Annotated in this window: 10 protein-coding genes; 9 read left to right on the top strand and 1 reads right to left on the bottom strand. The window is 59.0% G+C overall.

What is annotated here, in order from left to right; translation table 11 throughout:
• Window positions 1-67: 67 nt before the first annotated feature.
• Entirely contained in the window at window positions 68-1,132 is a 1,065-nt protein-coding gene (locus JIN84_RS16455; protein WP_200352162.1) for a 3-deoxy-7-phosphoheptulonate synthase, read from the bottom strand.
• 179 nt (window positions 1,133-1,311) lie between these two features.
• On the opposite strand from JIN84_RS16455, the gene JIN84_RS16450 reads away from it, so the two are divergent.
• The 9 genes from JIN84_RS16450 (at window position 1,312) to JIN84_RS16410 (ending at window position 12,764) form a co-directional block, all read left to right on the top strand.
• The gene (locus JIN84_RS16450) at window positions 1,312-2,316 is read left to right on the top strand and encodes a DUF3500 domain-containing protein (protein ID WP_200352161.1); all 1,005 of its coding nucleotides are present in this window, start codon (window positions 1,312-1,314) and stop codon (window positions 2,314-2,316) included.
• 145 nt (window positions 2,317-2,461) lie between these two features.
• On the top strand, window positions 2,462-3,241 hold the full coding sequence (locus tag JIN84_RS16445; RefSeq protein WP_200352160.1) for a TlyA family RNA methyltransferase: 780 nt from the start codon (window positions 2,462-2,464) through the stop codon (window positions 3,239-3,241).
• Window positions 3,242-3,663: 422 nt separating this feature from the next.
• A complete protein-coding gene (locus JIN84_RS16440; RefSeq protein ID WP_200352159.1) occupies window positions 3,664-4,473 on the top strand; it encodes a DapH/DapD/GlmU-related protein in 810 nt (269 codons plus the stop codon).
• A 58-nt stretch (window positions 4,474-4,531) separates the two neighbouring features.
• Window positions 4,532-5,215, top strand: a complete 684-nt coding sequence (locus JIN84_RS16435) for a response regulator transcription factor (RefSeq protein WP_200352158.1) — start codon at window positions 4,532-4,534, stop codon at window positions 5,213-5,215.
• On the top strand, window positions 5,212-6,426 hold the full coding sequence (locus tag JIN84_RS16430; RefSeq protein WP_200352157.1) for a sensor histidine kinase: 1,215 nt from the start codon (window positions 5,212-5,214) through the stop codon (window positions 6,424-6,426). Before JIN84_RS16435 ends, JIN84_RS16430 begins: the two co-directional genes overlap by 4 nt.
• 111 nt (window positions 6,427-6,537) lie before the next feature.
• Window positions 6,538-8,685, top strand: coding sequence for an AMP-binding protein (locus JIN84_RS16425; RefSeq protein WP_200352156.1), 2,148 nt, complete (start codon window positions 6,538-6,540; stop codon window positions 8,683-8,685).
• A 121-nt stretch (window positions 8,686-8,806) separates the two neighbouring features.
• Window positions 8,807-9,601 carry a tryptophan synthase subunit alpha gene (trpA, locus tag JIN84_RS16420; protein ID WP_200352155.1) on the top strand — a complete coding sequence of 265 codons (795 nt, stop codon included), beginning with the start codon at window positions 8,807-8,809 and terminating at the stop codon, window positions 9,599-9,601.
• Window positions 9,602-9,777: 176 nt separating this feature from the next.
• Window positions 9,778-10,605, top strand: a complete 828-nt coding sequence (dapF, locus tag JIN84_RS16415; protein WP_200352154.1) for a diaminopimelate epimerase — start codon at window positions 9,778-9,780, stop codon at window positions 10,603-10,605.
• A 62-nt stretch (window positions 10,606-10,667) separates the two neighbouring features.
• Window positions 10,668-12,764: a GSCFA domain-containing protein gene (locus JIN84_RS16410; RefSeq protein ID WP_325099612.1), complete on the top strand. Its 2,097-nt coding sequence runs from the start codon at window positions 10,668-10,670 to the stop codon at window positions 12,762-12,764.
• Window positions 12,765-12,799 lie beyond the last annotated feature (35 nt).

The following is a 12,799-nucleotide window of genomic DNA, read 5'->3' as shown; positions in this document are numbered from 1 at the left end:
CGTCTGTCCGAATGATCAAACCGTCACCGGGATGACAGCGGGTCTCCCATGGATTCCACACGTGTGTTCAGGCGTCGCGCCGGTTCCTCACGGCCTCCGCCAAGACGTCCAGAGTCGCCACGGTATCATCCCAGCCGATGCAGGCGTCCGTGACGGACTGGCCGCGGGTCAGCGTGCTCAGGTCCTTTGCCAGTTTTTGGTTTCCTTCCACGAGGTTCGACTCGATCATCACGGAGGTGATGACTTTCGAGCCCGCTGAAATCTGGCGGGCGATGTCCCCTGCCACCAAAGGCTGGTTCCTGTAATCCTTGAGTGAATTCCCGTGGGAACAATCGATCATCACCGTTTCCGTCATTCCTTGCTCACGAAGCATTTGCGCGGCGGCTTCCACGGAAGCGGCGTCGTAATTCGGCCCCGTTTTCCCTCCGCGCAGGATCAGATGGCAGGAGTCGTTTCCCGCGGTGGACACGATCGCGGAGACTCCCTGCTTGGTCACCGAGAGAAAATGGTGCGGCCTTGATGATGACTGGATCGCGTCCAGAGCGATCTGGATCGAGCCGCCGGTTCCATTCTTGAAGCCCACCGGCATCGAAAGTCCGGACGCCAGCTCACGGTGGATCTGGGATTCCGTGGTGCGTGCGCCGATGGCGCCCCACGCGATGAGATCCGCGATGTATTGAGGGGAAATCGTATCGAGGAACTCCGTGCCCGCGGGCACTCCCATGTTCGCGAGATCCAGCAGAAGGCCGCGCGCGATGCGCAGGCCGTGATTGATGTCGAAGGAATCGTCCAGCGCCGGGTCATTGATGAGCCCCTTCCATCCCACGGTGGTCCGTGGTTTTTCGAAATATACCCGCATGATGACGAAAACGTCCTTCTCGACACGTTTCGCCTCTTCCTTGAGCTTGGCCGCATACTCGATGGCGGCTTCCGGATCGTGGATCGAGCAGGGTCCGACAATCGCCAGAAGCCGGTCGTCCTCTCCCCGCAAAATCGCATCCGCCTGGGCACGCGCGCTCGCCACCAACTCGGAAGCCTGCTCGGTGAGAGGGAGGTAATAAGCCAGAACCGCAGGTGAAATCAGCGGGTTGAGTCCGGTAATGCGAAGGTCGTCGGTGCGGTGGCGGGTCACGCCGCGGATCGTGATCGGCGAAAAGCACCGAAGGCAAGGCACAAGTTTCGCGAATTCCGAGGCCGGAAGTCCGGGCGGGAACGGAAGAAAATGAATTTTTCCGCGTATTCTCTGAACGTCCGCAATCCCGACACCTCCGTCCTTGCGGATCCAAACCCATCCTGATTGCCTTTTTTCCAATGAAAAAACTCCTGTCACTCGCTTTCCTCATCCTTCCCCTCCACGCGCAGGAGCCGGGCCCGGATAAATCCGCCGATGCCGCCGGCAAATTCCTCGCCACCCTGGACGCGGCCCAGAAGGCCAAGGCCGCGCTGCCCTTCGCCACCGACGAGCGGGAAAATTTCCATTTCACCCCTCAAAACAACCGCGCCGGACTTCCTCTCAAGGAAATGACCGATGCCCAACGCGACGCCGCCATGGCGTTGCTCGACTCGGCACTGAGTGAAAAAGGCAAGCTCAAGGTCACCCAGATCATGACCTTGGAAAGCATCCTCGCCGATATTGAGAAAAACCCCACCTACCGGGACAACGGGAAATACTTCGTCAGTATCTTCGGAACTCCGGGCGACGAAAAGGGCTGGGGCTGGCGCTACGAAGGCCACCACCTCACCCTCAATCTCACCTACCTGCACGGCAAGGCGGTTTCCGTCACCCCGTCCTTCATGGGCTCCAATCCCGGCCAGGTCCGGGTCGAAGGAAAACACAAGGGTCTCCAGGTGCTCGCGGCGGAAGAAGATCTCGCGCGCGCTCTCGTCACCACCCTCATCGCAGACGGAAAATCCGGCGTGGTTTTCAGTGAAAAGCCACCGGGTGAAATCATCACCGCCGAAAACCGCACCGCCTCCGCATTGGAGCCGGTGGGCATCGCCGCCGGAGACATGACCGAAACCCAGCAAGCCGCGCTGAAAGCGCTCTTCACCCAATACAGCGGTCGTTACCGCAACGAAATAGCCGCCTCCGATCTGGAGAGGATCAAGGCGGCCGGCCTCGAAAAAATCCGCTTCGGCTGGGCTGGAGGAACCAAACCCGGTGAGGCCTATTACTACCGGATCCAAGGTCCCACCTTCCTCATGGAAGCCGCGAATGTTCAGAACAATGCCAATCACCTCCACGCCACCTGGCGTGATTTCAACAATGACTTCGGCCGGGACCTGCTCAAGGAGCATCTGGAGCGCGATCATTGATTCGCACCCATCCCGCACGCGGCAGGGGTCTGTCGAAAGGCTGGGGAAATTTCATGCCGTCTTCGCAAATATGGCGCACCCGGCAAACGGTCATGGACTGCCACCGCATTTCCCGTGATGATCCCCGCCGCTCCTCAGACCCCGCATGAAAAAAGACCGCATCGACGCCCTCCTCGTATCCCGTGGCCTTTGCGATTCCCGTGAGCAGGCCAAGCGTCTCATCCTCGCCGGAGAAGTCCGCAGCGGCGACAGGATCATCGACAAGCCCGCCACCAAGCTCCCCGATGACGCCCCGCTCGAGGTGAAGGAAAAGCTCCGTTATGTCGGACGCGGCGGACTCAAGCTGGAAGGCGCGCTGGATGCTTTCGGCATCGATCCCGCCGGCTGGACGTGTATCGACGTCGGAGCCTCCACCGGCGGTTTCACCGACTGCCTGCTCCAGCGCGGCGCGGCGAAGGTTCATGCCGTGGATGTCGGGACGAACCAGCTCGTCTGGAAACTCCGCAACGATCCCCGCGTCATCGTCAAGGAGCAGTTCAATGCCCGCCATATGGTGCCTTCGGACATTGGGGATAAGTGCCGTCTCGCCGTCACAGATCTTTCCTTCATCTCCCTGACCAAGGTGCTGCCCGCCATCTTCTCCGTGCTGGAAGGCGGGGGCTCGGTGGTCTGCCTCATCAAGCCGCAGTTCGAACTCCGCCGCGAGGACATCACGAAAGGCGGCATCGTCCGCGACACATTGCTTCACGAACGCGCCGTGCAGAAAATCCGTGAATTCGTGACCACGGAGTTCTCCTGCGACTGGCACGGCGTCATCCCCTCTCCCATCACCGGCACCGATGGGAATCAGGAATTCCTGGCATGGATCACCATCCCGCAGTCGGGCATCGCGCCGGTGCAAGTTCCTCCGTCCGAGGAAGTCTGAAGCATCCCGGCAAGCTGGCGTGTCCGCGTGCGATCCATCCAAGGAGAGGGGGAACGCGTCCGCGCCCCACCCGTGGCACGCCTATCAGGTTTTTTCCATTCCAACCCACCCACTTACCGCTCGGGATGTTCGTACTTTCGGGAAAAAACCACCAGCACCAAGCCGATCCACATCCCTCTCAAAAATGTTCCGCCAGGGTATTTTAAAGATGAAAATTTCCCATGCCGGTGCAATACTTGGTATTCACAACGACGGGAATGAATTTTCAGAAAATTCGTAGAATTTTCGTTTATTTCCGCCGGGATCGTGATTGAGTAAAGCAAACCATGCAGGCAACCCTTTTACCTCCCAGAAATCCGGCTTTTTGTGCTCCAATCACTTCAAATCGGGAACTCGGAGCCTGTTTGATCGCAAATCTTCCGATGCGGGAACTGCTCTCCACCGACCTGCGCCGTGCCGGCTTGCAACTGGTCGAACCCTCCGATGCCTGTGACCGCACCTTGCGCATTCCTTTGGACAATTGGATCGAGCTGGGCGCGCTCCTCCTCCTTGGCAGAAATCCAAAAACCGCGTCACTTGTGGACAGCGATGGCAACACCCTCGCTTGGAAGGGGTCCGCGGATCCGGCCGAATGTGAGGAGCGCATCACCACCGATGCGAATTGTTTCGCGGTCATTTATCCGTGGGATCTCCTGCGGATGAATGAGGAGGTGCTCGCGCTGATGGACGAGACCTCCCTTCTCGGCGAGGTCAGCCCGCTGGCGAGCCTCACGGGTTGCATCCGTCTGGCCAATGGTTCGCGCATTCTTCCCGGCACCGTCATCGAAGGTCCGGTGGTCATCGGACCCAACAGCCAGATCGGACCGAACGCCTACATCCGTGGCTCCACCAGCATCGGCGCGAACTGCTACGTCGGCAATGGCGCCGAAATTAAAAACTCGATCATCTACAACAACACCTACATTTCACGCCAGTGTTATGTCGGTGACTCCATCATCGGCACCCATGTGACACTCGGAGCGGGAACCTGCACGGAGAACCACCGCCATGACGGGCGTCACCATTCTTCCATGATCCAGGGAACCCCGGTGAATACCGGCCGCTTGAAGTTCGGAGCGATCCTCGGTGACGGCGTCCGTACCGGAGTGAACACCTCCATCGAGGCCGGTGTGAAGATCGGCATCGCACGCACCACCCTGCCCGGCAGCTACATCGGGAAAGACTTAATGTGACCAAATCGTCACACGCGAGGGTTTCGCGCCCCGCACCTGACGAATAGATTCCGCAGCAATGCATCGAATTCTGATTGTTGAAGATGAACGAGACATCGCCGATCTCATCGGCTTCAACCTGCTGCGGGCCGGTTATGAAATCATCAAGGCCCATGATGGCATCGAGGGCACGGATCTCGCCCTGCGGGAAAGGCCGGACCTGATCCTGCTGGACCTGATGCTGCCGGGACGCGATGGCTACGGGGTTTTCCGCGAACTGCGCCGCGACCCTCGCACCGTGAACACACCGGTCATCATGCTCACCGCACGCGCCCAGACAGAAGACCGCATCCAGGGCCTGGAAGCGGGGGCGGATGACTACCTCACCAAGCCGTTCAGCCCGAAGGAGCTAATGCTGCGCGTGCAGGCCATCCTCAAGCGGACCGACGGCCCGCCCGGCGCCGTGGATTTCACCTACGGCCCGTTCCGTTTCGACAAAAACTCGTTGAAATTCTACCTCGACAACGAACCTACCGAACTCACCGCCACGGAGTTCAAGCTGCTGCTGTTCCTCTGCGAACGCTCCGGCAAACCGCAGGATCGAAACGACCTGCTCCGCACCGTATGGGGATACAGCGACGCGACCCACAGCCGCACCCTCGATACCCACATGAAACGGTTGCGCCAGAAACTCGGAACCCATGGCACATGGGTGGAAACCATCCGCGGCATCGGCTACTGCGTCGCTAAAGCCAGCGCATGATCCACGAATTACTAACGATCGGTTCACTGACCGCGCTCGCGGCCGTGCTCATCCTCAACTACCGGCAACGTGGCACCTGCAAGCAATCCGAAGCTGAAATCGACGGCTGGAAACTCCGGCTTGAGAACGATCTCAAGCAAGCCAGGGACGAGCGCAACCTCCTGCTCGACGCTCTGGGCGACGCCTTCCTGCTCGTGGATTCCGAAGCCAATATCCGCTTCGCCAACGAAGCGGCCCGCGCGCTCTTCGGCCACCGCGAGCTGCTCAACCGGCCCGTCAGGGAAGCGTTCCTCGATCCGCGGCTGGCGGACGCGCTGCTCCGCTGCCTCGCCACCGGAGAACCCGTACAATCCCGCGTCGTCCTTCCCCAGCAGACCTCTCCCCGCGGCGACCTCGAGACACGCGGTGTCAACGCGTGGATCATCGATGCCGCACAGCTTTCCAATCCTTCGGGAGCCCATCACACAACCCGTGTCATCATCCGCGACGTGACAGCCGAACACCAGATCGAGCAAGTGAGAAAGGACTTCGTGGCGAACGCCTCGCACGAACTCAGAACCCCTCTCGCCATCATCAACGGATACCTGGAGAATCTGTTGGACGATGACATGGTGGAGGAGCCGGATCTGGCCCGCCGGTTCCTGACGGTGATGCGGAAGCACTCCGACCGTATCTCGCGCATCGTGGAGGACATGCTCGTGATCTCCCGGTTGGAATCCGGCGAGGCGAACGCACTCAAGATAGAGCCTTTCAAATTCCGCTCCTGCATCAAGGACATCCTGGAGCGACTGGAGTCCATGATCCGCAACCAGCACGCGGAAATGACGGTGACCATGCCCGATCCGGCATTGGTCATGCAGGGTGACCGCTTCTATTGGACCCAGGTCCTTTTCAACCTCGTCGAGAACGCGCTCAAACAGAACCCCTATCCCGGTTTGCGGGTGGAAATCGGTTGTGAGGCGGCGGGCGAACAGATCCGCATCTGGGTGGCGGACAACGGCGTCGGCATCCCCAGCGCGGACCTTCCGCACATTTTCCGCCGCTTCTTCCGTGTGGAAAAGCACCACTCGCAGCAGGAGATCAAGGGCACGGGCCTCGGTCTGTCGATCGTGAAACGGGCGATCGAAGCACATGGCGGGAACATCGGCGTCACGTCGGTTCCGGGCAGTGAGACGAAATTCCTCATCACGGTGCCGAGAGAGATGCCCTAAGCCTTGTGAAATAAGGCATATTTTCGCAAATTTGCCGTGCGGTGGGTGGATAAATGGGCGTAAATCCTTGCGGACCGAGGCTTGGGGCCTGTCCGTCAACCAATTTACGAAATGTCTTCCGCTTCCATTCAAGTCCTTCATAAGGAACGTCTTCCCGGCACAGGCTGCCTTGTCATCCCCGGCCGGCTCGATTTCGAGCTTCTGCTTCACTTTGAAAAGATTTTCTCCGGCAGGAAAATCACCTGGCTTGTCGAGGAACATGCCCTTTACGAACCCGCCCTGCGTGCCCATTTGGAGAGATCCGGCTCGGGGGCGATGTTCTCCGCGAACGACGCCGCACCGGAAGCTGCGGGCAGCCAGCTCAAACCTTACCTCGAGAACGGAGGCATGCTCATTTTTGTTCCCGGCCGCGCGACAGCCCGCAAGGCGACTCCGTGGCTCACTCCAGCCTCCCAACTGAAAACCCTCTGCGGATTCGGTCTTCCCATCCTGCCCATCGCGGTGGATTGCCCGCGGAAATCCTGTCTCAGCACCGAAAGCAAGTCCTCCCTCGCCCTCGCGGTTTTCTGCATCGGCAAGACCATCCCCGCCGGGACGGCAAGCATCGCGAAATACCAGCAGGCGTTGCTTGAAGCGAATGAGGAAGCCTACAGCAAGCGCCCTCTTTTCAAGTCCTCGCTGGCGATGACCCTATTGGAAGGTCTCAAGAAGCACGGATCGAAGAACAAGATTCTCGACGGATCCGACGACTCGGAACTCAGCTACGGCAAGGTGCTCGCCGTCGCCATCGTGTTCTCGAAATTCATCCGCCAGGAGACGGACAAGGCGCGCGTCGCCATCGTCCTGCCACCCGGCAAGGCCGGCCTCATCGCGAACCTCGCGGTGCTTTTCGCAGGAAAAATCCCGGTGAATCTCAACTTCACCGCCGGGCCGGAAGCCATCAAGTCCTGCATCCGCCAGGCCGATGTGGACCGCTTCATCACCGCGGATCCGTTTGTCAGGAAGGTGTCTTCGTTCCCTTGGCCTCCCAACAGGGACCTGATTTTCATCGAACGCGTCCTGCCCACCCTGAAAAAGGAGATCGTCAAATGGGCGGTCATTTCCAAGATTCTTCCGGCAGGCGTCCTCGGATTTCTTCTGGGACTCAACAAACGCCGTGGCGATGACGAGGCCACGCTGCTTTTCACCTCCGGCTCCTCCGGTGAACCCAAGGGAGTCGTCCTCAGCCACAAGAACGTGCTGGCGAACGTCTGCCAGTTCGGCACCCGGCTGGATGTGCCGCAAGGTTCCTCAATTCTCGGCTGCCTGCCGCTCTTCCACTCCTTCGGCTGCACCGTGACATTGTGGTTCCCGGTCATCGAGGGCGTCAACCTGATCACCTACCCCACCCCGCTGGAGACGAAGCGCCTCGCGGAACTCATCGCGCTGCATCAGATCAATATCTTCCTGGCCACGCCCACATTCCTGCGCGGCTACATGAAGCGTATCGATCCCGCGCAGTTCGCCTCCCTCAAGCTCGTGGTCACGGGAGCGGAGAAACTGCCCCGGTCGCTATCGGATGCCTTCGAGCAGAAATTCGGAATCCGCCCTCAGGAAGGTTACGGCCTGACGGAAACCTCTCCTGCCACCAACGTCAACCTGCCCGATCCCGAACCGGAGCGCGACTCCATCACGCTGGCTTCCTCGCGCAACGGGTCCGTCGGCCAGCTGCTGCCGGGCATGGCGATCAGGATCACCGATCCCGCCACCGACAAGGAGGTGCCGATCAATCAACAGGGCATCATCTGGTTCAAGGGGGTGAACGTCTTTGGCGGTTATCTCGGCCAGCCCGCCAAATCCGCGGAAGTCCTGTCCGACGGATGGTTCCGCACGGGAGATGTCGGGCGCGTGGATGACGACGGTTTCCTCTACATCGAAGGACGCATCTCACGCTTCTCGAAAATCGCCGGAGAGATGGTCCCTCATGAAACCGTCGAGGCGGCGATCAACAAGGTGCTTGGTCTTGACGGTGAATCCGAGCGCCGCATCGCGGTGGTGGGCGTGCCCGACGAACAAAAAGGCGAGGCGATCCTGCTGCTTTCCACCATCGCCGGACCCGCGCTCGAACAGGAGTGCATCGATCTCCGCTACAAATTGTTGGATGAAGGACTTTCCTCGCTGTGGTGCCCGAAACAGATCGTCCCCGTCGCGGAGATTCCTGTCCTCGCTTCCGGCAAGCTCGACATCAAGGGCTGCGAGGCTCTCGCCAAAAGAGCCTGATCCGTTTTTTGGGACAGAATCATTCGGGATAAAATCATTGAGATTCATCCCTTTCGATTTTCAAAAACGATTTTGTCCCGAATGATTCCGCCAAGCACCCGTCTCCAATCATCCTTTTTCCATGTCCAACCGCATCGACACCACCTTCGCCCGTCTTCGTGAATCGAACCAGACCGCCTTCGTCGCCTATGTCGCGGCCGGTGATCCGGACTTCGACGCCTCGCTGGAAACCATCAAGAGCCTCGCGGACGCCGGTGCCGACATCATCGAACTCGGCCTGCCGTTTTCCGATCCGCTCGCCGACGGCATCGTCAACCAGATGGCCGCCGACCGCGCGCTGAAGTCCGGCATGACCACCGCGAGGTCGCTAGACCTGATCCGCAGGTTCCGTGAAACCCATGAGACGCCCATCGTGCTCTTCACCTATCTGAATCCCATTTTCACCTATGGCTTCGAGAAGTTCCACACGGACGCCGTCGCCGCCGGAGCCGATGGCATCCTCCTGCTGGACCTGCCACCCGATGAAGCGGCTCTCAATGCCGATCTCGCCTCCGGCGCCGGCCTGAAACACATCCGCCTCATCGCTCCGACCACCCCGGCGGATCGGGTGAAGATCCTCGCGGAGTCGGCGGAAGGTTTCATCTACGCCCTTTCCCGTACCGGGGTCACCGGTTCCCACGGCGCGCCTTCGGCAAACATCGCCGCGCTCGTTTCCTCCATCAAGGCCCACACCGATGTCCCGGTCTGCGTCGGCTTCGGCATCACCACACCGGAGCAGGCTGCCATGGTGGCACAAGCCGCGGACGGCGTCATCGTCGGCTCGGCCATTGTGAAACAGGTGGAGCTGCATCCCACCCGGGCCGCCGAGGCGGTGCGGGAGTTCACCGCGCCGTTGATCGCCGCGACGAAGGGGTGATCCTTCCGCCGCGACGTTCTCCCTTTGAGGTGTCCGGACAGACTGAGTCCGGCCCCTCGCTGCCGCGGGTGGTTTGTAATATTTAAAGTTGAGCATCCGGCAAACTGCCCCCACCTTTTCCCGCCGAGCCCCAGCAAGCTCTCCGTTTCCAATTTCAGATTCACTACTTTCCCACCATGCTTCTCAGATTTTTCAAGATGAACGGCGCCGGCAACGACTTCATCATCGTTGACAACCGCGACCTCTCCCTCACCAAGGAACTCGACGGCGACACCATCGCCGCGCTCTGCGACCGCCACCGTGGCATCGGTGCGGACGGACTGCTTGCCGTGGAGCCCGCCCAGAAGGGTGCGGATTTCCGTTTCCGCTATTACAATGCGGATGGCGGCGAGGCCGAAATGTGTGGAAACGGCGCGCGCTGCTTCGGCCGCTTCACCGCCCACCTCGGAGAAATCATTCTCAAGAAAGTCACCTTCGAGACCATCGCGGGAACCCTCGCCGCCGAGATGGTGGGCGAAGACGTCCGCATCGCGATGTCCGAACCGAAGGATCTGAAACTCGATACCGGTGCCGCCATCCCCGGCCTTGATTCCGCTCTCCACTTCGTGAACACCGGCGTGCCACACGTCGTCAGTTTCCTGGAAAGCCCCGAGGCGCTTGATGAGTTCGACGTTTACAACAACGGCAGCGCCATCCGCAACCACACGGCCTTCGCTCCCGCCGGGACGAATGCGAACTTCGCCGCCGTCCTCTCGCCGGGCCACATCTCCATCCGCACCTACGAACGCGGTGTGGAAGACGAAACACTCGCCTGCGGCACCGGGATGGTTGCCTCGGCTCTTGTCCATCACCTCCTCACCGGCGCCCCCAGCCCGATCAAAGTGGATGTGGAAGGCGGCGATACCCTCGAAATCGGTTTCGAGAAGACCGGAGAGCAAAGTTTCAAGAACGTCACTCTCACCGGCCCTGCGGACTTTGTTTACGAGGGAGAAATCGACATCTGAAACCCGGCCGTCCCCCCGGTAGGATCGGATCAAAAAATCCCGACGAAGGGCTCGTCGGGATCATGTTATTACCAGATGCCGGCATTTCCGGGCAGATGCGGCTTGGCTTGCGCCACCGGCGATCTTCCCACATCATCCGGGGGCTGCGGTTGCTTTCTCCCACCCGGCCTCAGCCAGTCAGCCTCACAATCCACCAAATGAACTGTATTGTCATCGGAAACTGCCAATCTGTCACGTTCGCCAATACCGCCGGACGGATGGTGCCTGGTGCCACGTTCCGTCACCATGAGACCAGTTCGCTCAATGAGGATTTCGGAAAAATCCTGGCCAAGGCGGATGTGGCATTTGTTCAACCGAACATTTACGATCGCCTGCCCGCGAATGCGTTCGGAAAAACCCGGATCATCCGCTTCCCGCGTTGTAGCTTTTCCGGCTTTCATCCGGATATCATGTATCTGCATTATGACGGCAGGAGATGCATATCTCACGCAAGCCACCATAGTGCTCTCATTTTCGGAGCATGGTGGCATGGACTCGATCAGGAACAGACCGCCGGTCTTTTCAATGGAGAAACCTTCGAACGTCTGAGATTCCCCCGGCATTTCGAAGCATCCAAAAAAGGGTTGCTTGATGAATGGGCGCTGTGCGGACTCAATGGAGAAAAAGAATTTGAACGTTGGATGGGCTTGCCGGAACCGTTCATGCTCACGATGAATCACCCCACTTTGGAGGTGATGATCGATGCGGCGAAGGCGACTCTCCTTCACAATGGTTTCAAAATCGCGGAAAATTTCTCCCCTCCCTATCATCACTTGCTCGATTTCGCAACCATGCCTGTTTATCCGGACATCGCCTCGCGATATGGGCAAACAGGAAGTATCCATTTCATCTCGAACAAGGTGGAAGGAGTCCGGCAATCTTACGACATTCAGACTTTCATTGCCAAATGCTTCGACCTCTACGGGAAAAAGGCGAGGGAGAAATTTTCCGCGGAGAAGGTGACACAGGGCATCTATAACGAATTCTTCAGCAAGATCCCGAAAAACGCGGCCGCCGTTGGCACCGGATACAACAGACACCCCTACCGGAATCTGCCAAGCCATCAAAAGTGGCGCAAGTCATTCACGGATTTTGAAATCTCCGATGTGGATCCGGTGGTGGATTGCGGATTCAAGATCCAGGCAACCGACAAGGTCGCCACCGCGGGGTCCTGCTTTGCCCAACATCTTGCGAAGGCACTTGAGCGCAGCGGACTCTGCTATTACGCGCCGGAGGCCGGCGACCGCGAACTTGGCTACGGACTGTATTCCGCCAGATACGGGAACATCTACACGCCCGCCCAATTGAACCAACTGCTCGACAGGGCTTATGGAAGATTCGAACCCGTCGATACCGCGTGGCATAAAGGGGACGGGACATTCGTCGATCCATTCCGTCCCGAAATTCCCCAAGTAACCGCCGCCACGATGGCCGACGTCGCGGAGGACAGGGCCGCGCACTTTGGTTATGTGCGCGAGGTTTTTGAAAAGATGGACTATTTCGTCTTCACTCTGGGGCTTACGGAAGCCTGGAGATCACGAATCGACGGAGCGGTTTTCCCGCTGGCTCCGGGAGTCGCCGCGGGAGCCATGGATCCCGATAAATACGAGTTTGTAAACTTCGGCGTCACGGAGACGACCGCAGATCTGTCTGCGGCGATTCGGAAAATCCGCGAAGTCAATCCCGGCGTGAAAATCATCTTAACAGTTTCTCCGGTTCCGCTCATGGCAACCTATGTTCCAAGACATGTGCTGCTTTCCACCACCTACAGCAAATCCGTTCTGAGAGTGGCCGCCGAGGAAATCCGCATGAATTTCCCGGATGTGCATTACTTCCCTTCTTATGAGATCATCACGGGCAGCTACAACCGTGGAGCCTACTACAAGAAGGACTACAGGACCGTGACACAGGAGGGCGTCAATCATGTGATGAAACTATTCCTGAAGCACGGAACCTCGGTCCATGACTCCGAAGACGAGCAAATGCGCCGGATCCGTGAGGATTACGACATCTTTTGTGCGGAGGAAATGCTCGATGCCGGAGACAACACTCCGCTTAAAGCTCCGGGTTTGTTCAGACGGGTCCTTGAAATGGCGACCGTCAGGAAGAAAAAAAACTGAGAAGGAAATTCCCGACCTGCGAACAAGGCTTGGCG

Source organism: Luteolibacter yonseiensis, assembly GCF_016595465.1.
GTDB lineage: Bacteria > Verrucomicrobiota > Verrucomicrobiia > Verrucomicrobiales > Akkermansiaceae > Luteolibacter > Luteolibacter yonseiensis.
The sequence above is the reverse complement of the archived record's forward strand: the minus strand, read 5'-3'. Positions and strand labels throughout refer to the sequence as shown.

What these genes read in the sequence shown, in the direction of transcription:
- JIN84_RS16450 (WP_200352161.1), top strand. Translation starts at nt 1,312, where the DNA reads ATGAAAAAACTCCTGTCACTCGCTTTCCTCATCCTTCCCCTCCACGCG.
- JIN84_RS16445 (WP_200352160.1), top strand. Translation starts at nt 2,462, where the DNA reads ATGAAAAAAGACCGCATCGACGCCCTCCTCGTATCCCGTGGCCTTTGC.
- JIN84_RS16440 (WP_200352159.1), top strand. Translation starts at nt 3,664, where the DNA reads ATGCGGGAACTGCTCTCCACCGACCTGCGCCGTGCCGGCTTGCAACTG.
- JIN84_RS16435 (WP_200352158.1), top strand. Translation starts at nt 4,532, where the DNA reads ATGCATCGAATTCTGATTGTTGAAGATGAACGAGACATCGCCGATCTC.
- JIN84_RS16430 (WP_200352157.1), top strand. Translation starts at nt 5,212, where the DNA reads ATGATCCACGAATTACTAACGATCGGTTCACTGACCGCGCTCGCGGCC.
- JIN84_RS16425 (WP_200352156.1), top strand. Translation starts at nt 6,538, where the DNA reads ATGTCTTCCGCTTCCATTCAAGTCCTTCATAAGGAACGTCTTCCCGGC.
- trpA (WP_200352155.1), top strand. Translation starts at nt 8,807, where the DNA reads ATGTCCAACCGCATCGACACCACCTTCGCCCGTCTTCGTGAATCGAAC.
- dapF (WP_200352154.1), top strand. Translation starts at nt 9,778, where the DNA reads ATGCTTCTCAGATTTTTCAAGATGAACGGCGCCGGCAACGACTTCATC.
- JIN84_RS16410 (WP_325099612.1), top strand. Translation starts at nt 10,668, where the DNA reads ATGTTATTACCAGATGCCGGCATTTCCGGGCAGATGCGGCTTGGCTTG.